The sequence below is a fragment of the Achromobacter sp. 2789STDY5608615 genome (assembly GCF_001298995.1).
GTDB lineage: Bacteria > Pseudomonadota > Gammaproteobacteria > Burkholderiales > Burkholderiaceae_B > Achromobacter > Achromobacter insuavis.
In genome coordinates this window covers 1-22,452 of sequence record NZ_CYTY01000069.1, presented here as the reverse complement: position 1 = coordinate 22,452, position 22,452 = coordinate 1, and the positions used below count along the sequence as shown (strand labels likewise).

Here is a 22,452-nt window from a genome sequence, read left to right as displayed (position 1 = left end):
CCCCCCCGGCACGGCCCCGCCGCCCGCCGCGCCCAAGCCCGCCGCCACCGGCCACGAAGCCGACGCCCAGGCGCTTGACGCCGCGCTGGTCAACCGCATCACCTGGGGCGCCACCCCGGCCGAGCTGGCGCGCATGCGCGAACTCGGCCCGCAGCGCTATCTGCAGGCGCAGCTGCATCCCGATCCCGGGGCGCGCCTGCCCGCCGCCGTGCAGCAACGCATCGACGCGCTGTCGATCTCGCGCCAGAGCGCCGAGGACGCGCACGCCGAACAGCGCGGCCTGCGCCAGGGCGCCAAGGACGCCGCCCCCGACGCCAGGCAGCAGGCCCAGCGCGACGCCCGCGCCATCTCGCGCCAGCGCGCCGACGACACCGCCAGCCGCGCGCTCTACCGCGCGCTGTACTCGCCCAATCAATTGCAGGAGCAGATGACCTGGTTCTGGATGAACCACTTCAACGTCTATGCGGCCAAGAACGACGTCGGCACCTATATCAACCAGTATGAGGAACGCGCCATCCGCCCGCACGCGCTCGGCAAGTTCCGCGACCTGCTGGCGGCCACGCTGCGTTCGCCGGCGATGCTGGTGTACCTGGACAACACTCAGAACGCCGTGGGCCGCATCAATGAAAACTACGCGCGCGAACTGATGGAGCTGCACACGCTGGGCGTCAAGGGCGGCTACACGCAGGCCGACGTGCAGGAACTGGCGCGGATTCTCACCGGCCTGGGCATCCACAACCAGGAAGGCCCGCCCAAGGTGCGGCCGGCGCTGCGCGGCCAGGTGGTGCTGGACGGCCTGTTCCTGTTCAACCCGGCGCGCCACGACTACGGCGACAAGCAGTTCCTGGGCCACACGATCCGCGGCGCCGGCCTGGCCGAGGTCGACGAGGCGGTCGACCTGCTGGCGCGCCATCCCGCCACCGCGCGCTTCATCAGCGCCAAGCTGGCCGCCTACTTCATGGGCGACGCGCCGCCGGCCTCGGTCATCGACAGGATGGCCCGCACCTTCCAGGCCAGCGACGGCGACATCGCCGCCACGCTGCAGACGCTGTACGGCTCGCCGGAATTCACGCAGTCGCTCAGGACCGGCGTGTTCAAGGACCCCGTGCATTACGTGTACTCGGCCTTGCGGCTGACCTACGCCGACCTGCCTCCCATCGCCAATCCGCGCCCGGCCATGGCCATGCTCAGGCAGCTGGGCCAGCCGCTGAACCAGCGCCTGACGCCCGACGGCTATCCGCAGGCGCAGTCGGACTGGGCCGGCTCGGGCCAGATGACCGCGCGCTTCGAAGTGGCGCGCGCCATCGCCGCCGCGCCGCAGGCCTTCTACCGCGAGGGCGACGACAAGGGGCCGGTGGAATTGCCGCGCCTGCCCGACCTGCTGCGCGAGAACGCCGCCGACGGCCTGTTCGCGCGCCTGTCGCCCGCCACCCGCGACGCCATCGCGCAGGCGAAGAACCCCAAGGACGCCAACACCTATCTGCTGGCCTCGCCCGAATTCATGCGGCGCTGACCCGCCGCGGGAGACACATCATGCATCGCCGCCGCATCCTGCAACTCCTGGCCTCGGCGCCGCTCGTCGCCGGCGCCAGCCGCCTGTACGCCGCGCCGGCCGCCGCCGGCAACAAGCTGCTGGTCGTCTTCATGCGCGGCGCCTACGACGCCGCCAGCCTGCTGGTGCCGGCCGGCAGCGACTTCTATTACGAGTCGCGCCCGAGCATCGCCATCGCCAGGCCCGGCAGCGGTGCCGGCGCCGCCCTGCCCCTGGCCGACGGCTGGGCCCTGCACCCGGCGCTGGCCGAAAGCCTGATGCCCTTCTACCAGAAGCGCCAGCTGGCCTTCGTGCCGTTCGCCGGCACCGACGACACCAGCCGCAGCCACTTCGAGACCCAGAACCGCATCGAACTCGGCCAGGGCGCGGCCCGGGACAGGAACGGCGACTTCCGTTCGGGCTTCCTGAACCGCCTGGCCGCCGCGCTCGACGGCAAGGGCATGCAGGCGGCCGCCTTCACCACCGAGGTGCCGCAGATCTTCCGCGGCGCCGAGCGCGTGCCCAACATCGACCTGGGCGGCGCGGCCCGCAAGTCGCGCCTGTCCGAGGCCGACAACCGCGCCATCGCCGCGATGTACCAGCACACCGACCTGGGCGCCTCGGTCGCCGAGGGCCAGCGCATCATGGGCGCCACGCGCGCCGAACTCGACGCGGAAATGGAGGCCGCCAGCGGCAACGCCGTGTCGGCCGACAGGCTGGAGCAGGAAGCGCGCCGCATCGGCCGCTTCATGCGCGACAGCTACAACCTCGGCTTCGTCGACGTCGGCGGCTGGGACACGCACGTCGGCCAGGGCAACGCCAGCGGCATGCTGGCCAACCGGCTCGGCCAGCTGGGGCGGGCGCTGGCTGGCTACGCCGATGCCATGGGCCCGGCCTGGAAGCAGGCCACGGTGGTCGTCATCAGCGAATTCGGCCGCACCTTCCGCGAGAACGGCAACAAGGGCACCGACCATGGCCACGGCACGGTCTACTGGGTGCTGGGGGGCAATGTGCAGGGCGGCCGCATTGCCGGCCGCCAGGTCCCGGTCAAACGCGAGACCCTGTTCCAGGACCGCGACTACCCGGTGCTCAATGAATACCGCGCGCTGTTCGCCGGCCTGTTCTCGCGCCTGTACGGCCTGCCGCCGGCCCGGCTGGCGCAGGTGTTCCCGGGCGCCCCGCCGCTGGACCTGAAACTGGTCTGAATGCAGGCCAAGGGTATACCCGCATCGGCGACAGGGATTTGCGGCGGCGCGCGCGAGCGGCTGCTCTAAAATCCGCGCACCCTTCCCTGTCGCCGCGGCCCCGTGCGCCCGGCCCTCTCCCCGGTTTTACATGCCCCTGCATCTCATCGCGCTGGCCGCCGCCGCTTTCGGCATCGGCACCAGCGAATTCGTCATCATGGGCCTCCTGCCCAACGTTGCCGCCGACCTGGACGTCAGCATCGACATCGCCGGCCTGCTGATCACGGGCTACGCCATGGGCGTGGTGATCGGCGCGCCCATCATGGCCATCATCACCGCGCGCATGCCGCGCAAGGCCACGCTGATCGGCCTGGCCAGCACCTTCGTGCTGGGCAACCTGCTCTGTGCGCTGGCGCCGGGCTACGGCACGCTGATGGCCGCGCGCGTCTTCACCGCCTTCTGCCATGGCGCCTTCTTCGGCATCGGCGCGGTGGTGGCGGCCGACCTGGTGCCGCGCCACCAGCGCTCCAGCGCCATCGCGCTGATGTTCACCGGCCTGACGCTGGCCAACGTGCTGGGCGTGCCGCTGGGCACCGCGCTGGGCCAGGTGGCGGGCTGGCGCTCGACCTTCTGGGTGGTCAGCGGCATCGGGCTGGCCGCGGTGGCGGCGCTGGCCGCGTGGCTGCCCGGCCGCATCCCGATGCAACCCGGCAACATCCTGCGTGAATTCCGCGTGCTGCGCGACGTGCGCGTGCTGTGGCCGCTGGTCGCCAGCGTGCTGGCCTCGGCCGCGCTGTTCTGCGTGCTGACCTATATCGCGCCGATCCTGCGCGACATCACCGGCGTGTCCGAACGCGGCGTGACCGGCGTGCTGCTGCTGTTCGGCGTGGCGCTCACGGTGGGCAGCACGCTCGGCGGCAAGCTGGGCGACCGCAATCTGGAAGTGTCGTTGCGCCGCATCTTCCTGGGCCTGCTGCTGGTGTTCCTGGCGCTGAGCCAGGCCATCCACGCGCTGGCGCCGATGCTGGTGATGACCTTCATCTGGGGCACGCTGGGCTTTGCCGTGGTGCCGCTGCTGCAGACGCTGATCGTCGACCAGGCGGCCGAGGCGCCCAACCTGGCCTCGACCCTGAACCAGGGCGCCTTCAACCTGGGCAACGCCGGCGGCGCCTGGCTCGGCAGCCTGGCGCTGGGCCACGGCCTGCCGCTGACCGACCTGCCGTGGATGTCCGCGGCCATCACCGCGGCGGTGTTGCTGCTGACCCTGTGGGGCACGCGCTACTATGGGCGCCACGCCGGGATGACGCAGCCGCCGCAGACCGGCGCGCTGGCCTCGTCCCGTTCCGACGCCTGACCCCAAGGAGCCCGCATGAGCACGATCTACGATTTCTCGGCCCGCGACATCCACGGCGCCGACCAGCCCCTGTCCGCCTACCGCGGCCGGGTACTGCTGGTGGTGAACGTGGCCTCGAAATGCGGCTTCACGCCGCAGTACTCGGGCCTGGAAGATCTGTACCGCGCGCTGCGCGACGACGGCCTGACGGTGCTGGGCTTTCCCTGCGACCAGTTCGGCCGCCAGGAGCCGGGCAACGAGGCCGAGATCCTCGACTTCTGCACCACGCAGTACGACATCACCTTCCCGCTGTTCGCCAAGATCGACGTCAACGGCGCCGACGCCGACCCGCTGTACCGCTGGCTCAAGGGCGAAAAGCCCGGCGTCTTCGGCACCGAGGGCATCAAGTGGAACTTCACCAAGTTCCTGGTGGGCCGCGACGGCCAGGTGATCAAGCGCTACGCCCCCACCGACACGCCGGCCGGCCTGAAGGACGACATCGTCCGCGCCCTGGCGGCGCCCGCCGCCTGAATCGCCCTGGCCTGGCCGACGCGTCGCGCCAGCCCGTCCCCGGCGCGGCGTCCAGCCGCCGCCTTGCCCAGCCCGCACCCCTCAGCGCAACGGCGGCAGCCGGCGGCGCACCGTGTGCGCCTTGACGATAGCGGTGTTGGTCTCGGCGAACTCGGTCACGCGCTCCAGGATGCCGTCCAGGTGGGTGATCGAGCGCAGCACCACGCGCGCGATGAAGCAGTCGTCGCCCGTGACCTTGTCGCATTCCACGAATTGCGGGATCTCCTGGATCAGCCCCTCGACCCGCCGCAACTGGCCCGGCAGCGGCCGGATGCGCACGATCGCCTCCAGCGTGTAGCCCAGCGCCACCGGGTCCACGTCCAGGGTATAGGCGCGGATCACGCCCGATTCCTCCAGTCGCCGCAGGCGGTCGGCCACGCTCGGCGCGGACATGCCGACCTGGCGCGCCAGGTCGGCGGTGGTGGTGCGCGCGTTGGCCGTCAGCGCCTCGACCAGGCGGCGGTCGATACCATCCAGGACGGGGTTTTCATTCTTTAGGTCATTCTGCATAAATTCCACCCGAACGAAGGTTGACAGGCCAAACCGGCACAGCAACATCATATAACCGGCCCGATCGGCCTGGGATAATTTCTCCATCGAATCGTGGACCGCGCGGCCCCCCTGGAGCCTTCCATGTCCCCCTCATCCGATCGCCTCGGCCTGGCCCAGATGGCCGCCGCCATGACCCTGTCCGGCACCCTGGGCGTGTTCGTCCTGGAATCCGGCCAGAGCGCCTGGAACGTGGTGTTCTTCCGCTGCGTCTTCGGCGCCCTGTCGCTGTTCCTGTACTGCTGGGCCCGCGGCCTGCTCAAGCCCGGGCTGTTCACCGCCCGCACCCTGGCGCTGGCGCTGGCCGCCGGCGCCGCGCTGGTGCTGAACTGGGTGCTGCTGTTCTCGGCCTACCGGCTGGCGTCGATCTCACTGGCCACCGCCGTCTACAACGTGCAGCCCTTCTTCCTGATCGGCCTGGGCGCGCTGTTCCTGGGCGAACGGCCCACGCGCGGCAAGCTGGCCTGGTCGGTGATCGCCTTCGCCGGCCTGCTGCTGGTGCTCAAGCTCACCGACCACAGCGGCGGCGACGCCTACCTGTCGGGCCTGCTGCTGGGGCTGGGCGCGGCGGCGCTCTATGGCATCACCGCCGTCATCGTCAAGCGCCTGAAGGGCATCCCGCCGCAGGTGCTGGCGCTGGTGCAGGTGACGCTGGGCGCGGTGATGCTGCTGCCGATGGCCGACTTCCAGGCGCTGCCGGCCGCCCCGCTGCAATGGGGCTACCTGGTGGCGCTGGGCCTGGTCCACACCTGCCTGATGTACATCCTGATGTATTCGGCGATCCAGAAGCTGCCCACTACCTCGACCGCCGCCCTCAGCTTCATCTACCCGGCCGTGGCGATCCTGCTGGACCTGGTGGTGTACGGCCACCGCATGGACGCCACCCAGGTGCTGGGCGTGGCCATGATCTTCCTGGCGGCCGCCGGCGTCAGCCTGAACTGGCAGTGGCGCCTGCGCGGCGGCGCCCGGCCCGGCGCGGCCTGAGCCGGGGCGCGGGCCAAACCCGCACCGCGCCCCCGGGTATTCGGCCGCCCGCCCGGGGCGCCGCTATCATGGGCCTTCCGATCCGCCGGCAGTGGCCGGCGGCGCCAAGACGCTAAGGAATCCCCATGATCGATCTCTATTACTGGACCACCCCCAACGGCCACAAGATCACGATCTTCCTGGAAGAAACCGGGCTGCCGTACGAGATCCACCCGGTCAACATCAGCAAGGGCGACCAGTTCAAGCCCGCGTTCCTGGCCATCGCGCCCAACAACCGCATTCCGGCCATCGTCGACCAGCAGCCCGCCGACGGCGGCGCGCCGCTGTCGCTGTTCGAATCCGGCGCCATCCTGCAGTACCTGGCCGAAAAGACCGGCCGCTTCCTGCCCGCCGACCTGCGCGGCCGCGCCGAGGTCTCGCAATGGCTGTTCTGGCAGATGGGCGGCCTGGGCCCCATGGCCGGCCAGAACCACCACTTCTCCGGCTACGCGCCCGAGCGCATCCCCTACGCCATCGAACGCTACGTCAAGGAAACCAACCGCCTCTACGGCGTGCTGAACAAGCGCCTGGCCGACCGCGAATTCGTCGCCGGCGACTACTCCATCGCCGACATGGCGGCCTACCCCTGGATCGTGCCGCACGCCAAGCAGGGCCAGGACCTGAATGACTTCCCGCACCTGAAGCGCTGGTTCGACGCCATCGCCGCGCGTCCGGCCGTGCAGCGCGCCTACGCGCTGGCCGACAAGGTCAACACCGCGCCGTCCGTCAGCGACGACGAATCGCGCCGCATCCTGTTCGGCCAGACCGCCCAGAACGTGCGCTGAGCGAGGCCGCCATGACCGATTCCCCGCTACGGTTCCGCCGCGCGCGCCTGGGCGACCTGCCCGAGATCGTGGCCATGCTGGCCGACGACGAACTGGGCGCCAGGCGCGAAGATCCCTCGATTCCGCTCAACCCCCGCTACACTGCGGCTTTTGCCGCCATCGAGCAGGACCCGAACCAGTTCTTCGCGGTGGTCGAGCGCGACGCGCGCCTGGTCGGCTGTTTGCAGTTATCGTTCATACCCGGCCTGTCGCGGCTGGGCCAATGGCGCGGACAGATCGAGAGCGTGCGCATCGCCTCGTCGGCGCGCGGCCAGGGCCTGGGACGCGCCATGTTCGAGTGGGCCATCGAGCAGTGCCGCTCGCAGGGATGCGAGATGGTGCAGCTGACCACCGACCGCGCCCGGCCCGACGCCCGCCGCTTCTACGAAAGCCTGGGTTTCGTGGCCAGCCACGACGGCATGAAACTGAGCCTGTAGCGCCGCCCCCGGCGCCAGGCCTGATACACAAAGGAGCGCCCCATGCACGGCGAATACAAAGTCCCCGGCGGCAAGCTGGTGGTCGCGGACCTGGAAGTCCGCGATGGCCGCCTGGCCGATGTCCGCATCAGCGGCGATTTCTTCCTGGAACCGCCCGAGGCGCTGGAAGCCATCAACCGCGGCCTGAACGGCCTGCCCGCCGACGCCGGCGAACTGGAACTGGCGCTGGCGGTGCAGTCGGCGCTGCCCGCCGATACCGAGATGTTCGGTTTCTCGGCCGAGGCCGTGGCCGTGGTGCTGCGGAGGGCGCTGGCATGACCCGCACCGACTGGAACGACTACGACTGGCAGCTGATCCACGAAGCGCCGCAACGCCCCGCGCTGCACATGGCGCTGGACGCCGTCATCACCGACGAGGTCGGCGCCGGCACGCGCCCGCCCACCCTTCGCATCTGGGAATGGTCGGCGCCCGCGGTCGTGATCGGCCGCTTCCAATCTCTCAAGAACGAAGTCGACCCCGAGGGCGCCCGGCGCCACGGCATCGAGGTCGTGCGCCGCGTCAGCGGCGGCGGCGCGATGTTCATCGAGCCGGGCAACAGCATCACCTATTCGCTGAGCGCGCCGCAGGCGCTGGTGCACGGCATGAGTTTCCAGGAAAGCCATGCGTTCCTGGACGCCTGGGTGCTGCAGGCGCTGCAGGGGCTGGGCATCAAGGCCTGGTACCAGCCGCTCAACGACATCGCCTCGGACATCGGCAAGATCGGCGGCGCCGCCCAGGCCCGCCGCGCCGGCGCGGTGCTGCACCACGTCACCATGTCCTACGACATCGACGCCGATAAAATGGTGGAAGTCTTGCGCATCGGGCGCGAGAAACTGTCGGACAAGGGCACCACCAGCGCCAAGAAGCGCGTCGACCCGCTGCGCACCCAGACCGGGCTGGCGCGGGAAGTCATCATCCAGCGCATGGTGGACACCTTCGCCGGCCTGCACCGGCTGACGCCGGGCCAGCTGGGCGCCGCCACGCTGGCGCAGGCCGAGGCCCAGGCCGCCGAGAAGTTCTCCACGCCCGAATGGACCGCGGTGGTTCCCTGATCCGCCGCGGGTAACCGTTGGACGGCCGCGCCCGCGCGCGGCCGGGTTTTCTGGAGGTAGTTCAATGCGTCGTCCCCGCACGCCGCGCGGCCTGTCCGCCGCGGTCCTGGGAGCCGCCCTGCTGGCCTTGGCCGGCTGCGGCAGTTCGCCCCCCGCCAACATCACGCTGGAGTCGCCGACGGCGGCCGCCAGCACGGCCACGCCCGAGAAGATCGGCGACCTGTCCACCGAGCGCATCAAGTGGGCGTCCAACAAGCCCGACTGCAAGGGCGACTGTCCGCGCATCGAGATCGACAGCGTGGCCTTCCCCGGCATCCCCAAGCTGAGCGCGCTGGTCGACCACGTGCTGGCCTACATGACCGGCACCGACGCCAACCGTCGCGGCCCCTACGAGACGCTGTCGGAATACACGCAGTATTTCTGGTCCACCGCGCGCCCGCGCGACGCCACCTACTTCAAGGCCAGCGTCAAGGACACCGTCGGCGACATCGTCTCGATCGAACTGCACACCGAGCAGTTCCTGACCGGCGCCGCGCACGGCATTCCGGCCACCCAGTACCTGAACTGGGAGCGCAGCCGCGGCCGCGTCATGGCGCTGGACGAGGCCCTGATTCCCGGCCGCCGCGCCGAATACGTCGCCGCGCTGCAGCGGGCCCACGCCAAGTGGCTGGCCGGCAACAGCGACGCCAAGCGCGACCCGGCCGCCTACAACAAGATGTGGCCGTTCCAGGAAAGCGACAACTTCGCGCTCACGCGCGACGGCATCGTGGTCAAGTACGACGCCTACTCGATCGCGCCGTATTCGTACGGCGAGCCCGAGCTGAGCATCCCCTACGCGGACCTGCGCGGCATCCTCAAGCCGGAACTGCTGCCGAAGTCCTGAAGCGGCCTTGCCCGGCGCCGCGCCGACGCGGCGCCGGCGGCATTCAGTTCGGCTGCAGCCCGATATCGCGCACTACCTGCCCAAGCCGGTCGTAGTCCACGCGCGCCCGCTCGAGCGCCTGCTCGGGCGTGCTGGCCACGATCGCCCAGCCCAGGGCCTTGAGCTTTTGCCGCATCACCGGTTCCTCCAGGCTGGCCGCCAACGCGGACCGCAGCGTGCCGATCACCCCGGCGGGCGTGCCCTTGGGCGCCGCCAGCCCGAACCAGCCGGCCGGCACCAGGCCCGTGATGCCCAGCTCCCTGGCCGTGGGCACGTCGGGATAGCCATCGAACCGATAGTCGCTGGTCACGAACAAGGCGGTGGTCTTGCCCGTCGTGACATAGGGAATCTGGGACGCCGCGTTGTCCATCATCGAATCCACGTGTCCCCCCAGCACGTCATTGACCGCCGGCGCGGCGCCCTTGTAGCCGACGATGCCCAGGTTGACGTCGGCCAGTTTGGCGAAGGACGCCTGCGTCAGGTGGGCCTGCGTGCCCAGGCCGGCGTTGGCCGAGGTCAACCCGCCGGGCTTCTGGTGGCTCAGCGCCTTGAACGCCGCGTAGTCCTGCGCCGCGAAGCCCTTGCCCACCACGAAGACGAACGGCACCTCCACCGCGATGGAGATCGGCGCCAGGTCCTGCACCGGGTTGTAGCGCAGCTTGTAGAGATGGGGATTGACGGCGATGGTGCCGCTGGCGCTGAGCAAAAGCGTGTAGCCGTCGGGCGCGGCCCTGACGACGTGCTCGGTGGCGATCGATCCACCCGCGCCCGGCTTGCTCTCCACGATCACCGGCTGCCCCAGGCGCCTGGACATGGCCTCGGCGAGCAGGCGCGTCATCGTATCGGGGGCCGACCCCGGCGCATACGGATAGACGATGGTGATCGGTTTGACCGGATAGGCATCGGCCGCCAGCGCGGGCGGCAGGACGGCGGACAGCAGTAATGCCGCAATGGCGGGACGGAGCGCTTTCATGGTGTTCACCCTTGTTGTCGTGTGGTTTGGAGAATCCTGTGGATGACCGGAATGGACAGCGCCGCATACCAGCGCAGTTCGTCCAGCATGTCGCGCCGATACCAGCCGGCCTCGTGCAGCAGATTCAACGAGGCGATGGTCTGGCCGTCCCAGCGCACCGGCACATTGACGGCGCTCTCGCAACCCAGCGATCGAATCAGCTCGTGGTCGGCGAATGCCTTTTCGCAGGCGGCGCGGTCATTGCAGATACGCGGCACGCCGGCCTGCACCACGGCGGCGAAGAACTCGCTGTCTTCGCGGATCGGCTTGGCGCCACCGGGCGGATAGGCCGCCGGCGCGCTCGAAAAATACCGCCTGCTCAGGGCCGCCTCGCGATCGAGCACCAGCACCGTGAACAAGCGATAGCCCACCCGCGACGCCAGCGCCTCGGCCAGCGCCCGCAACCCCCGCGCCGGTTGCGCGTCGGCGGCCAATGCCTGCGCCAACAGGGTCAGGGATTCGGCGTGCGGCGGGGTGCTGCGGGCTTGCATCATGGCGGCGTCTCGTACTGGGAGCAGGCATTGTGGCGGGCAATACCCATAAACCACTAATGAATAAAACTGAGAACGCCATTACCATTTCCGCATGGATGCAAGCCCCACTCCCCCGCCCTGGACCCGCCGCCTGAAGCTGCGGCACCTGCAAGTGCTGACGGCCCTGGAAAGCGCCGCCAGCATCACCGCGGCCGCCAAGGCCATGCACATGACACAGCCCGCGCTTTCGCACTGGTTGAGCGACATGGAAGACCTGGTGGGCACGCCGCTGTTCACGCGGGGCCGCACGCTCGCGCTGACCGAGGCCGGCCGCGCCCTGTGGCGCTATGCCTGCCGCGTGCTGGGCGATACCGCGCGCACCGGGGAAGAGGTCGAGGCCGTCAAGGACGGTGTGGCCGGCCGCCTGCATATCGGCACGATCCTGTCGGCCGCGCCCGTGCTGCTGCCACGCGCCATCGCCGCCCTGCACCAGCACGCGCCCAATGTGCAGATCGAACTGGTCGAAGGCTTGCTCGATCCCCTCATCGAACGGGTCGAGCGGCGCGAGATCGACCTGATCATCGGCCCGCTCGACGTGCGCGCCAGCCGTTCCGGGCTGTGCACCGAATGGCTGATGACCGACACCTTTAGCATGGTGGCGCGGCGCGGCCACCCGCTGGCGCGGCTCGAGGCGCCTCGCTGGGAGGACACCCAGGCCTATCCCTGGGTGCTGCCGCCCTCCGGCGCCCTGTCGCGGGTCCAGCTGGACCGGGCCGTGGTCGATGCGGGCATGGCGCCACCGCGGCCGGCGGTCGAGACCAGTTCGCTGGTGGCGTTGCTGTCCATGCTGGAGGACCGCGACTACATCGCCACCCTGGCCAGTTCGGTGGCGCACATGTACGAACAGCGCAAGCTGATCAGCGTCGTCCATGTGCCCGCGCGGCTGGAATTCGGGCCGATCGGCATGCTGTGGGCGGCGGATTCGCCCAGCATCGTATTGCCGGCCCTGCGGCAGACGCTGCGCGAAGAGGCAGGCAGCCTCCTGGACGGCAGCCGCGGCGCGCCTACCTGACGGTGGCGTACTCCAGCGTCTTGGGCGTCGTCGTCAGCACGCGCGGCGTCGCGCCCACCACCACGGTATCGTCAAGCCGGAAGCCGCCGATGCCATAGGCATAGATGCCGGGTTCGGCCGAATACACCTCGTTGTCGAGCAACGGACGCTGATTGAAGGCCATGTCTTCGGGATACTCATGGTGGATGATGCCCACGGCATGGCCGGTGCGATGGCGGATCAACCCGGCATAGCCGGCCTTCTCGATCTCTGCCTGCGCCGCGGCGTCGATGGCGCAGACCGGATTGCCGGTGCGCGCCGCCGCGATGGCGGCCTCGTTGGCCGCCTTGGCCGCCGACCACAGGCGCGCCCGCTCGGCCGACGGCGCGCCGCAGAACCAGGTGCGTTCGTTCTCGATCGTCAGCCCGTTCAGGCGCGGAATCACGATGTTCACCAGCACGTCGCCCTCCTGGATGCGGGCGCCGCACGAGGCGCCGTCGCCATGCGGCGAGGCCGAAGCCGGGCCGCTCAGCGTCCAGCAACGGATCACTTCGAAGTGCTCGCCCGGAAACCGTTCGGCGGCCTCCTGCACGAACAGGGAGGCCATGGCGAAATCCAGCTCCTGCACCAGTCGCCCGGGTCGGATGTTTTCGCGATAGCGGTCCTGGATCCAGTCGGAAATCGATGCCGCGGCCGCCATCACCGCCAGTTCCTCGGCGTGCTTCTGCCAGCGCAGCGCGCGGCACTCCGCCGTCGCGCCGCGCAATGCCAGGTCGGGCAGGAACCGGCCCAGTTGCGCCAGCACCGGGCTGCCGCCTTCCACCGCGATGCGCGAGCGCGCCAGGCCGGCGGCCCGCAAGCGCGCGGCCAGCACCTCGGGCAGCTGCGTGATCAACGGCAGGCGCTCGGTCACGCGCGGATGTTCCGCGTAGTAGCTGATGTCGGTGATCCAGACCTTGCCCTGCTCCTGCGAAAACCGCATGTGGTGCGTGGACAATTCATTCATCACCAGGAACGGCTTGCCGTTGCGCGGCACGACGGCAAAGATCGGGCGTTCCCAGGGCAGCACGTCGGTGTGGAAGTTGGTGGCGAACTGGAAGAAGTCGGCCGACGTGAAGATGATGGCGTCGACGGCCAGTTCGTCCATCAGCGCGGTCATCTTGTCGTAGCGATAGTCCCACACGGCCTTGGTCAATTTGGGCATGGCAAACATCCTTGAGAAATAGGGCAAAAGACTCCGCGCGCGCGGACCGGGGCCCATCGAGCCGCAGCCCGTCGGCGCGAGAGGGGTTCAATCGTTGGTCAGGCCGAGCTGGCGGATCAGCGGCCCCCAGGTGGCGCTGTCGCGTTCGGTCCATTCGGCTACCGCCTGCGGCGTGGAAGGCAGCGGCTCGAGCTGCAGCTCCGTCAGCCGCGCCTTGATGGCCGGATCATCGAAAAAGCGCCGCGTTTCGGCATTGAGCCGTTCGACCACCTCGCCCGGCGTGCCCTTGGGCACCACCAGCGCATACCAGCCGGGCAGCGGAAAATCGGTCATGCCGAGTTCGGCCAGGGTCGGCACGCCCGGCACGCTGGCGACGCGCCGGCCGCCCACCACCGCCAGGGGCACGACCTTGCCGGCGTTGGCCTGCACCGCCCCCGTGTTCAGCACGTCGGCCATCACCTGGGTCTGGTCGGCCATCACGCTGGTGAGCCCGGCCGCGGCGCCGTTGTAGGGCACGTGGGTCAGCGTGATACCGCTGCGCCGCGCCAGCATTTCCACCACCAGGTGGGTGGAATTGCCCCGCCCCGCCGAGGCGAAGTTCAGCGCGCCGGGCTGGGCCTTGGCCTTGGCCACCAGCGCCGCGAGCGAATCGACGCCGGCCTGCCGGCTCGCCACCAGCAGGAACGGCGTGTTGACCAGCAGGCTGACGCCATCGAAATCGCGCGCCGGCCGGTAAGGCAGATCCTTGTACATGTGCGGGTTGAAGGCCAGGTACGAAATGCCGCTGACCAGCACCGTGTAGCCATCGGCCGGCTGCTTGGCCACATAGCTGGCGGCCAGGATGCCGTTGGCCCCCGGCCGGTTTTCCACCGCCACCGCCGTCTTGAGCCGGCGCGACATGTAGTCGGCCCACAGACGCCCGATCACATCGGTACCGCCGCCCGCGGCCTGCGGCACGACGAGCTTGACCGCGCGCTCCGGATACGCGGCCGCCGCCGCCCCGCCCGCCGCGAGCAGCAAGCAGGCCGCGCCGGTGGCGCAGGCGCGCCGCAACAACACCCTCAACATGGTTTTCCCCTTGGATCATGGTTCGAATTCCGGGCCGCCGATGCGACGACGGCCCGCGAAATGATTATGGGGAGATCGGGCATGCACGCCCAATGAATAAACCTGAGGAAGTCATAAGCGTTTTTGCATGGCGCGCGCGGGCGCCACAAAAAACAAGACCGCCCCTTGCGGGGCGGTCTTGTTGTCTTCCTCACGCTCCTCCAGGCGCCGGGCCAGGGCCCGGCGCCAGAAGGACTTTACGGGTACAGGCCGCGCACCTGGCGAGCCTGCAGGATGCGCGTGCAAGCCACGATGAAGGCGGCGGTGCGCAGCGTCACCTTGTGCTCCTTGGCCATCAGCGCGATCGAGGCGTAGGCCTCGCGCATGATGCGTTCCAGGCGCTGGTTGATTTCGTCCTCGCTCCAGAAGAAGCTGGAGAAGTCCTGCACCCATTCGAAGTACGACACCGTCACGCCGCCGGCGTTGGCCAGCACGTCCGGCACCACGCACACGCCGTTCTCGGCCAGGATGTCGTCCGCTTCCGGGGTGGTCGGGCCGTTGGCGCCTTCCACCACGATCTTGGCGCGCACCTTGGCGGCGTTGTCGGCGGTGATCTGGCTTTCCAGGGCCGCCGGGATCAGGAATTCGGTTTCGAGCGTCCAGAACTCGTTCTTGTCCAGGGCCTGGCCGCCGGAGAAGCCGCCCACGCCGCCATGCTGCGACACGTGCGACAGCAGCTTGTGGACGTCGAGGCCGGCGGCGTTGTGCACCGTGCCGGTGTGGTCCTGCGCCGCGATGACCCTGGCGCCGGCTTCATGGAACAGGCGGGCGGCGGTGCCACCCACGTTGCCGAAGCCCTGCACCACCACGCGCGCCTTGGACACGTCGATGTTCAGGTCGCGGGCGGCTTCGCAGCCGACCACGAACACGCCGCGGCCGGTGGCCTCGACGCGGCCCAGGCTGCCGCCCAGCGCGATCGGCTTGCCGGTCACGACGCCGGTGGCGGTCGAGCCTTCGTTCATGGAGTACGTGTCCATCATCCAGGCCATGGTCTGGGCGTTGGTGTTCACGTCAGGGGCGGGAATGTCCTTGGACGGGCCGATGATGACGCCGATTTCCGAGGTGTAGCGGCGCGTCATGCGCTCGAGTTCGGATTGCGACAGCTTGCGCGGGTCGACGCGGATGCCGCCCTTGGCGCCGCCGTACGGCAGGTTGACCGCGGCGTTCTTGACCGACATCCAGGCGGCCAGCGCCATCACTTCCGACAGGGTCACGTCCTGGTGAAAACGCACGCCGCCCTTGCCCGGGCCGCGCGAGGTGTTGTGCTGCACGCGGTAGCCTTCGAAGTGGGCCACGCTGCCGTTGTCCAGCTCGATCGGCACGTCGACGATCAGCGAGCGCTTCGGGCGCTTCAGGGTCTCGACCCAGCGCGCCAGCGATCCGAGATACGGGGTGACCCGATCGACTTGTTGCAGGTAATTACCCCAGGGGCCGAGTTCTTCGGCATTCAGATAAGACGGCAAGGCATGGGTGGGAGTTTGAGACATGAACATGCTCTCCTGACAAAGTTGCGCCATTTTATCCATATCCTTTATGCGTCCCCATATTTTAAGAAAAAATATTAATTGGGGACGCAATAAGGAAATGAAGGCCGTGAGCGTTACCGAGCCTGCCGAAACGCTGCGCCTATCCTAGCCCCGCGCGACGGCAGCGTCCAGCCCGCGGGACGCCCGCCCTGCCCGCTCCCGCCCCACCGACGCTCGACCGGCGCCACATCACAGCCGCGTGTCAACCCGGCCCAGGCGCCTGTCGCATTCCGCTTGAAACCGTCATCCACTTGACCCAGAATCAACCGGCCCCGGTTTTAGCGGTACCCGGCACCGGCGGCTTTCCAAAGCTTGTCATCCCGCGTTGCCGGCGGGCGGCGCCCGCTTGCATCCAGCACTTATGAAAATCAACCATAGAGGTGCGCATGTCGGATTTTTCCCTGATTGACAGCAATGACCCGCGTTACGCGACCCTGCAAAAGGGTTTCAACCTGCGCTTCCCCACCACGGGCCAGGGCGCCAACGCCATCTATGTCTGCAAGACCGCGCAGGACGTGCTCGACGCGGCCAACGCCGCGCTGGCCCAGGGCTGCCGCATCACGGTGCGCAGCGGCGGCCACTGCTACGAAGGCTTCGTGGCCAACAAACTGCCGCAGGACCACGGCCAGCCCCTGGCCATCATCGACCTGAGCCTGATGACCGGCCTGCGCTACCGCGAGGCCGGCGACATCCCCTCGCCCTGGAATCCCGCCGCGCGCTACCGCTTCGCGGCCGCGTCCGGCAACCAGAACTGGGACGGCTACCTGGACCTGTACAAGACCGCCAACCGCACCCTGCCCGGCGGCTCGTGCTATTCGGTCGGCTCGGGCGGGCACATCGTCGGCGGCGGCTACGGCCTGCTGTCGCGCCTGCACGGGCTGACGGTGGACTGGCTCTCGGGCGTGGACATCCTGGTGCCGCAAGGCCCGGGCGCGCGCAAGCTGGTCGCCAAGCACGTCAACCTGCACAGCACCGGCGCCGACCGCGACCTGTTCATCGCCTGCCGCGGCGGCGGCGGCGGCAACTACGGCATCATCCTGACCTACTACTACGCCGACCTGCCCGCCGCGCCGCAGGAAGCCTACTGGCTGTCGCTGTCCTACCCCTGGGCCAGCTTCGGCGCCGGCGCCACGGGCCGCGCCAACTTCGCGCGCTTCATGCACGCTTATTGGCAGTGGTTCGCCGACCACGACGCCGACTGGAACAGCCCCGACCCGGCCAAGGCCAACGGCGGCCTGTTCACGCTGCTGAAGGTGCAGCATCGCTCGACCGGCGACGTGGTGCTGAGCATCCAGTACACCGGCAAGGACGGCAAGGTCGGCGGCGCGCGCGACCAGCCGTTCCTGGACTTCGTCGCCACCATGAACGCGGCGGCCAGCGCCGCGCCCGCCGTCAACCTGTCCACGCATTGGTACGGCCCGTCGCACCGCGTGGTCCATCCCGCGCCGCGGATGCTGGCCCATGCGGTCAACGATGCGCAGAAGATGGACTGGCTGTGGCTGACGCAGAGCATCAACGGCTCGGGCAGCAACCAGCGCGGCAAGTACAAGTCCGCGTATCACAAGGCCAATTTCAGCGACGTCGAGATCATGGCCATGTGGGAATACCTGAACGGTTCGGACGACCCGCGCCTGAACCAGGCGCTGGTGCAGATCGACTCGTACGGCGGCCGCATCAACCGCAACGACGAGACGGCCAACCCGACCAGCGTGTGCCAGCGCTCGTCGCTGCTGAAGTCGCAGTTCCAGGTGTACTGGACCGATCCGGCCCAGGACGCCTTCCACATCAAGTGGATCGCCGACCTGTACGACGAGTACTTCGCGCAGTACGGCGGCAAGCCCAGCAACCAGCCGGGCTCGCCGTTCGAGGGGTGCTACATCAATTACCCCGACACCGACATGAAGTACACCGACGCCAGCCACAGCCACGTCGATCCGCAGTGGCTCGACCTGTACTACGGCAACAAGACCGCCGCGCTGATCGCCACCAAGCGCAGCGTCGATCCCGACAATCTCTTCCACCACGAGATGTCGATCCCGCTGGCCGCGCCGCAGGCGTGAAAAAGCCCGCCGCCATGCGCCGCGCGAGCGGCCATGACGGCGGGCGGGAAGTCCGCGACGGATCTCGCGCCGCGGACCGTGTCAGGCGGACAGCAGTTGCCAGGCCAGGCGCGCCGCCGCGCGGGCGCCATGGCCGTCGATATCGAAGCGCGGGCTGTACTCGGCCATGTCGGCCAGGCGCAGCTTGCCGCTGGCCTTGACGCGCAGCACGATCTCCTCGATCACCGCCATCGGCACGCCATAGGGCGCCGGCGCCGACACCCCCGGCATCACCGCCGCCGGCAGCACGTCCAGGTCGATGGTGAGGTAAACGTGGCGGGCCCGCGCCAGCAAGGCGTCGACGTTCGCCAGGCGCGCCGCCAGGTGGCGCTCCTGCATGTCGCGGTCCTCGACCCACACCGCGCCCACTTCGGCCGCGCGCGCATACAGCGCCGGCGTATTGGCCAGCCGCGACACGCCCAGGCAGGCATATTGCAGCGCCAGCCCCTGCGCCTCGCAGTAATGCGCGATCTGGTCGAACGGCGTGCCGGAACTGCCCGGCCGGCCGGTGCGCAGATCGAAATGCGCGTCCAGGTTCAGCACCAGCACCGGGCCCTCATCGCCCCGGTCCGCCAGCCAGCGCGCCAGGCCCTGGAAGCTGCCCCAGGCGATCTCATGGCCGCCGCCCAGCACCACCGGGCGGGCGCCCTGGCGCAACAGGTCGGCCACCGCCAGGCCCAGCCGCTCCTGCGCGTCTTCCAATTGGTCGCCTTCGCAGGCCACGTCGCCCGCGTCCAGCAGGCGCGTCAGGCCGTGCGCCGGCAGGCCGGCCATGTACTTGCGGATGCCGGCGGGGCCGGCCGCCGCGCCGATGCGGCCCTGGTTGCGGGCCACGCCCGCATCGCAGGCGAAGCCCAGCAGCACCGGCTCGCCCGCGGCCGGCATCTGGCCCGCGGCCGGCTCGACGATGTGCGCCAGGCGGCGCGTGTCGCCGCGCTCGGCACTGTCGTCGCGCGCGGTCCACAGGCTCCTGTCGAGTTGCGCCGCCGTCATGCCGCCCCCTGCCCCGTGCTCAGCACGGCCTGCAGGAACTCGCGGGTGCGGGCCTCGCGCGGCTGGCTGAAGATGACCTCGGGCGCGCCCGATTCCAGGATCACGCCGCCGTCCATCACCGCGACCACGTCGGCCACGTCGCGGGCAAAGCCCATCTCGTGGGTCACGACCATCATGGTCATGCCTTCGCGCGCCAGCAGCTTCATGACCTGCAGCACTTCGCCCACCAGTTCCGGGTCCAGCGCCGAGGTCGGTTCGTCGAACAGCATGACCTTGGGCTGCATCGCCAGCGCGCGGGCGATCGCCACGCGCTGCTTCTGGCCGCCCGACAGGCTGGCCGGCATGGCCGACATCTTCTGCGCCAGGCCGACCTTGCGCAGCAGGTCCTCGGCCAGCGCGTTGGCCTCGTCGCGGCCCATGCCGCGCAGCGTGCGCGGACCGACGGTGACGTTGTCCAGCACCGACAGGTGCGGGAACAGGTTGAAGCCCTGGAACACCATGCCGACCTGCATGCGCAGGCGGTTCAGCGCCGCCTCGGGCAACTGCTCGCCTTCGTTCTGCAGCATCTGGCCGCAGATCTCGACGGTGCCGCCCTGGGCCACTTCCAGCCCGTTGCAGCAGCGCAGCAGCGTGCTCTTGCCCGAGCCGCTGGGGCCGATCACCACCACCACCTGCGACGGCAGCACATCGAAGTCGATGCCGCGCAGCACGGCGTGGTCGCCATAGGATTTCTGCAGGCCGCGGATGCGGATCATTTCTTTCGGATTCGCGGCGTTCATTGCACCATCCCCCCCCGCGCGCAGGCGTTGCTCGATCCTGCGCAGTATCAACATGGCGGCCGTGGTCAGGACCAGGTAGATCAGCGCCACCACCAGATAGGTTTCCAGCGAGCGGTACGACACGCTGATGATCTTCTGCCCTTCGTGCATCAGGTCATGGATGGTCAACAGCGACACCAGCGCCGAATTCTTGATCAGCGCGATGAACTCGTTGCCCAGCGGCGGGATCATGCGCACCACCGCCTGCGGCAGGATGATGATGCGCATGGCCTGGCCCGACGACATGCCCAGCGAACGGGCCGCCTCGGTCTGGCCGCGGTCGACCGACTGGATCGCGCCGCGCACGATTTCCGACACGTAGGCGCCGGAATACATGCCCAGCCCCAGCACGCCGCAGGCGAACGCCGGCAGCGTCACGCCAAACTGCGGCAGGCCGAAGAACCAGATGAACAGCTGCACCAGCAACGGCGTGCCGCGAAAGAACAGCAGGTAGACGCTGCACAGGTTGTAGATGATGCGGCGTTGCGGGTTGAGCCGGCCGACGCCGACCAGCAGGCCGATGACGCAGCCCAGCAGCAAGGCGCCGGCGGTCACCTCGATGGTGACCACCGCGCCGCGCACCAGCGCGTCGAAGTCGGCGAAGACGGGGGCAAAATCCAGGTTCATTTCGCGGGCGCCTCGAACCACTTGTTGACGATGGCCTGGTAGCTGCCATCGGCCTTGATCTTCTGCAGCGCCTCATTCAGGCCGCGCGTCAGCTCCGGCTTGTTCTTGGGCACGGCGATGCCGTAGTCCTCGGTGGTGACCTGGTCGGCCAGCACGGTCAGGTCGGTGGTGCTCTGGGCGAACAGCTTGGCGGCCGGCTTGCCGGTCACGGCGGCATCGGCGCGGCCGATCTGCACCAGGTTGAACATCTCCTGGTTCTTCTCGACCTCGACGCGCTGCACCGACGGGTAGTGTTCCTTCAGGTAGTTGACCGACTTGGTGCCGACCTGCACCGACACCTTGCGGCCGTCCAGGTCCTTCAGCGTCTTGATCGGGCCGTCCTTCTTGGTCAGCACGACCAGGCCGCCGGCGTAGTAAGGATCGGTGAAGTCCACCACCTTGCTGCGCTCGGGCGTGATGTAGATGGCGGACACGGCGATGTCGGCGCGGCCGGCCTGCAGGGCGGGAATCAGGCCCTTGAAGTCGATGTCGATCCATTCGACCTTCTTGCCCATGGCGGCGGCCAGGGCCTCGACCAATTCGATGTCAAAGCCGGTGCGCTTGCCGTCCTTGACGAACTCCATGGGCGGGAAGGTGGCGTCGGTCACGGCGCGGATGGTTTCCTGGGCGTGGGCGGTGCCCATGCTCCAGGCCAGGCCCAGGGTCAGGGCGGCGGTCAGCAGGGTGCGGCGAGTAGTCATGGCGAATCCTGATAGGAAGAAGTGGATACGGATACGGCGATCGGTACGGCGTGGGGTGTGGCGTCTAGAGAGGCGGCGGGAATGTGGGGGACAGCGTGAAATGCATGGAAGGCGGAAACCGGCGGCGTCAGTGCGCCTGCAGCCTGCCCGAGATGCGGCGGGCGGCCGCGACGGTCAGGTCGATGAAGGCCTGCGGCCGCTGGGCGGCGCGGGTGGACGGAGCCATCAGCGTGATGGAGGCCACCGCCTGGTTGGCGCGCTGGAAGATCGGCACGCTCACGCCCCAGACGCCGGCGTCGACTTCGCTGTCGGTCACGGCATAGCCCTGGGCGCGGATGGCCTCGAGTTCGTCGGTCAGGCGCACCGGATCCACGCCCGACTCGCGCGCCAGGATGGCCAGCGCGGCCTGCTGGCGCGGGGCCGGCATGAAGGCCAGCAGCGACTTGGCCGAGGCGCCGCGCGCCAGCGGCAGGCCGCGGCCCTTGGTGAAGGAACAGCGCAGCGGATGCTGGCTCTCGACCATGTCCAGGCACACGGCCTGGTCCTTGACCGCCACCAGCAGGCCGATGGTCTCGCCCGACGCGGCGGCCAATGCCGCCATGTCCGGCTGCGCTTCATGGATCAGGAACGAGGATTGGTCAAAACCCCAGGCCAGTTGCACGCACAGCGGACCGGGGCCGTATTCGCCCTCGTGCTCGGCGACGAAGCCCCAGCGCTTGAGCAGGGCCACCTGGCGGTAGAGCGTGCTCTGCGCCAGGCCGGTCTTCTCGGCCAGCGCGGCGATGCTCAGGGGGCCATCGTGCCGGGCCAGCGTGGCCAACACGTAAAGCACCCGGTCCGCGCCCGGCCCTACCGACTGATCCATCAACAAGCTCTCCTGGTGGTGATGGCGGCGAGATTATCAATTTATGGTGGTATCGGTCGAAATTTTTCCCACTCAATGAGAACTTACAGGGAAAACCCCGAAACACACGATCACAAACCCGATCCGCAAGGCCTGCCAGCGCCACGCCGGGCCGCCGTCCCGAGAGCGCGCCAGAGCTGCGCGGCCCCGGCCCGCCAGCCGGCGACTGCCAATAAAAAACCCGCCGGAAGGCGGGTTTCGGAACCAGCGGGACGCGGCCGGGATCAGGGCGTCGCGGGCTTGTCGTAGTTGTTCAGCCGCACCCCGGACACGCCGCCCACATTGGGCGCGTTGGCGGGCTTGGCGGGCGCGGCCGGCTGGGCCAGCGGCGGCGGCGCGTCCAGCGGCGCGGGCTGCGCGGCGGGCGGCGCCGCAGCGGTGTCGGCCGGCGCGACGCCGGTCGCCGCCTCGGCGGCCTCGGCCGGGCCCGGTTC

General features: G+C 69.2%; 22 protein-coding genes and 2 pseudogenes. 12 read left to right on the top strand and 12 right to left on the bottom strand.

The genetic code is table 11. The features are described 5' to 3' along the window. The 4 genes from AOZ49_RS30480 to AOZ49_RS30465 form a co-directional block, all read left to right on the top strand. On the top strand, window positions 1-1,513 hold a 1,513-nt coding region (locus tag AOZ49_RS30480), incomplete at its 5' end, for a DUF1800 domain-containing protein (protein WP_054479612.1). A 20-nt stretch (window positions 1,514-1,533) separates the two neighbouring features. Continuing rightward, window positions 1,534-2,736 carry a DUF1501 domain-containing protein gene (locus AOZ49_RS30475; protein WP_054479611.1) on the top strand — a complete coding sequence of 401 codons (1,203 nt, stop codon included), beginning with the start codon at window positions 1,534-1,536 and terminating at the stop codon, window positions 2,734-2,736. A 130-nt stretch (window positions 2,737-2,866) separates the two neighbouring features. Next, window positions 2,867-4,069 carry an MFS transporter gene (locus AOZ49_RS30470; RefSeq protein ID WP_054435456.1) on the top strand — a complete coding sequence of 401 codons (1,203 nt, stop codon included), beginning with the start codon at window positions 2,867-2,869 and terminating at the stop codon, window positions 4,067-4,069. A 15-nt stretch (window positions 4,070-4,084) separates the two neighbouring features. Further along, entirely contained in the window at window positions 4,085-4,579 is a 495-nt protein-coding gene (locus AOZ49_RS30465; RefSeq protein WP_054435454.1) for a glutathione peroxidase, read from the top strand. 81 nt (window positions 4,580-4,660) lie between these two features. Here AOZ49_RS30465 and AOZ49_RS30460 read toward each other — a convergent pair whose 3' ends face one another. Next, a complete protein-coding gene (locus AOZ49_RS30460) occupies window positions 4,661-5,128 on the bottom strand; it encodes an Lrp/AsnC family transcriptional regulator (RefSeq protein ID WP_054435452.1) in 468 nt (155 codons plus the stop codon). A gap of 123 nt (window positions 5,129-5,251) precedes the next feature. Between AOZ49_RS30460 and AOZ49_RS30455 the strand changes: the two genes are divergently transcribed. The 6 genes from AOZ49_RS30455 to AOZ49_RS30430 all read left to right on the top strand — a co-directional run bounded on the left by AOZ49_RS30455 (window position 5,252) and on the right by AOZ49_RS30430 (window position 9,425). Continuing rightward, complete coding sequence (locus AOZ49_RS30455) at window positions 5,252-6,151, top strand: DMT family transporter (RefSeq protein ID WP_054435450.1); 900 nt, start codon at window positions 5,252-5,254, stop codon at window positions 6,149-6,151. Between the two features lie 125 nt (window positions 6,152-6,276). Further along, on the top strand, window positions 6,277-6,975 hold the full coding sequence (locus AOZ49_RS30450; protein ID WP_054435446.1) for a glutathione S-transferase N-terminal domain-containing protein: 699 nt from the start codon (window positions 6,277-6,279) through the stop codon (window positions 6,973-6,975). An 11-nt stretch (window positions 6,976-6,986) separates the two neighbouring features. Next, a complete protein-coding gene (locus AOZ49_RS30445) occupies window positions 6,987-7,451 on the top strand; it encodes a GNAT family N-acetyltransferase (RefSeq protein ID WP_054479609.1) in 465 nt (154 codons plus the stop codon). A 42-nt stretch (window positions 7,452-7,493) separates the two neighbouring features. Beyond that, window positions 7,494-7,769, top strand: a complete 276-nt coding sequence (locus AOZ49_RS30440; RefSeq protein ID WP_054435443.1) for a lipoate protein ligase C-terminal domain-containing protein — start codon at window positions 7,494-7,496, stop codon at window positions 7,767-7,769. Then, on the top strand, window positions 7,766-8,542 hold the full coding sequence (locus AOZ49_RS30435) for a lipoate--protein ligase family protein (protein WP_054479607.1): 777 nt from the start codon (window positions 7,766-7,768) through the stop codon (window positions 8,540-8,542). Before AOZ49_RS30440 ends, AOZ49_RS30435 begins: the two co-directional genes overlap by 4 nt. A 64-nt stretch (window positions 8,543-8,606) precedes the next feature. Then, window positions 8,607-9,425 carry an RsiV family protein gene (locus AOZ49_RS30430; protein ID WP_054479605.1) on the top strand — a complete coding sequence of 273 codons (819 nt, stop codon included), beginning with the start codon at window positions 8,607-8,609 and terminating at the stop codon, window positions 9,423-9,425. A gap of 43 nt (window positions 9,426-9,468) precedes the next feature. Here AOZ49_RS30430 and AOZ49_RS30425 read toward each other — a convergent pair whose 3' ends face one another. Both AOZ49_RS30425 and AOZ49_RS30420 read right to left on the bottom strand, forming a co-directional pair. Continuing rightward, window positions 9,469-10,437, bottom strand: a complete 969-nt coding sequence (locus AOZ49_RS30425) for a Bug family tripartite tricarboxylate transporter substrate binding protein (RefSeq protein ID WP_054479624.1) — start codon at window positions 10,435-10,437, stop codon at window positions 9,469-9,471. A 5-nt stretch (window positions 10,438-10,442) separates the two neighbouring features. Then, window positions 10,443-10,970 carry a GAF domain-containing protein gene (locus AOZ49_RS30420; protein WP_231690489.1) on the bottom strand — a complete coding sequence of 176 codons (528 nt, stop codon included), beginning with the start codon at window positions 10,968-10,970 and terminating at the stop codon, window positions 10,443-10,445. A gap of 91 nt (window positions 10,971-11,061) precedes the next feature. Here AOZ49_RS30420 and AOZ49_RS30415 point away from each other — a divergent pair, with 91 nt between their 5' ends. Beyond that, entirely contained in the window at window positions 11,062-12,021 is a 960-nt protein-coding gene (locus AOZ49_RS30415) for a LysR substrate-binding domain-containing protein (protein ID WP_054479603.1), read from the top strand. On the opposite strand, the gene AOZ49_RS30410 is transcribed toward AOZ49_RS30415, so the two are convergent. The 3 genes from AOZ49_RS30410 to AOZ49_RS30400 all read right to left on the bottom strand — a co-directional run bounded on the left by AOZ49_RS30410 (window position 12,014) and on the right by AOZ49_RS30400 (window position 15,798). After that, entirely contained in the window at window positions 12,014-13,204 is a 1,191-nt protein-coding gene (locus tag AOZ49_RS30410; protein WP_054479618.1) for a M24 family metallopeptidase, read from the bottom strand. The two genes, AOZ49_RS30415 and AOZ49_RS30410, sit on opposite strands and share 8 nt — an antisense overlap. Before the next feature lie 87 nt (window positions 13,205-13,291). Then, the gene (locus AOZ49_RS30405; RefSeq protein WP_082380649.1) at window positions 13,292-14,272 is read right to left on the bottom strand and encodes a Bug family tripartite tricarboxylate transporter substrate binding protein; all 981 of its coding nucleotides are present in this window, start codon (window positions 14,270-14,272) and stop codon (window positions 13,292-13,294) included. Between the two features lie 236 nt (window positions 14,273-14,508). Continuing rightward, a complete protein-coding gene (locus AOZ49_RS30400) occupies window positions 14,509-15,798 on the bottom strand; it encodes a Glu/Leu/Phe/Val family dehydrogenase (RefSeq protein ID WP_054479614.1) in 1,290 nt (429 codons plus the stop codon). Between the two features lie 425 nt (window positions 15,799-16,223). Between AOZ49_RS30400 and AOZ49_RS30395 the strand changes: the two genes are divergently transcribed. Then, on the top strand, window positions 16,224-17,897 hold the full coding sequence (locus AOZ49_RS30395) for an FAD-binding oxidoreductase (RefSeq protein ID WP_054479601.1): 1,674 nt from the start codon (window positions 16,224-16,226) through the stop codon (window positions 17,895-17,897). 81 nt (window positions 17,898-17,978) lie between these two features. Here AOZ49_RS30395 and hutG read toward each other — a convergent pair whose 3' ends face one another. The 6 genes and pseudogenes from hutG to AOZ49_RS33195 form a co-directional block, all read right to left on the bottom strand. After that, complete coding sequence (gene hutG / locus AOZ49_RS30390; protein ID WP_054479599.1) at window positions 17,979-18,929, bottom strand: formimidoylglutamase; 951 nt, start codon at window positions 18,927-18,929, stop codon at window positions 17,979-17,981. Then, window positions 18,926-19,684: an amino acid ABC transporter ATP-binding protein gene (locus AOZ49_RS30385; RefSeq protein WP_161800450.1), complete on the bottom strand. Its 759-nt coding sequence runs from the start codon at window positions 19,682-19,684 to the stop codon at window positions 18,926-18,928. The genes hutG and AOZ49_RS30385 overlap by 4 nt, the downstream gene beginning before the upstream one ends. A gap of 33 nt (window positions 19,685-19,717) precedes the next feature. Continuing rightward, window positions 19,718-20,374, bottom strand: a pseudogene (locus AOZ49_RS30380) (amino acid ABC transporter permease); the annotation flags it as partial. Next, window positions 20,371-21,114 (bottom strand): transporter substrate-binding domain-containing protein, encoded by a 744-nt coding sequence (locus AOZ49_RS30375; RefSeq protein WP_054435431.1) that lies wholly within the window; start codon window positions 21,112-21,114, stop codon window positions 20,371-20,373. The gene AOZ49_RS30375 and the pseudogene AOZ49_RS30380, both read right to left, overlap by 4 nt. 127 nt (window positions 21,115-21,241) lie before the next feature. Then, window positions 21,242-21,982 (bottom strand): IclR family transcriptional regulator, encoded by a 741-nt coding sequence (locus AOZ49_RS30370; RefSeq protein ID WP_180180236.1) that lies wholly within the window; start codon window positions 21,980-21,982, stop codon window positions 21,242-21,244. Window positions 21,983-22,242: 260 nt separating this feature from the next. Continuing rightward, a pseudogene (locus AOZ49_RS33195) lies at window positions 22,243-22,452 on the bottom strand (ankyrin repeat domain-containing protein); the annotation flags it as partial.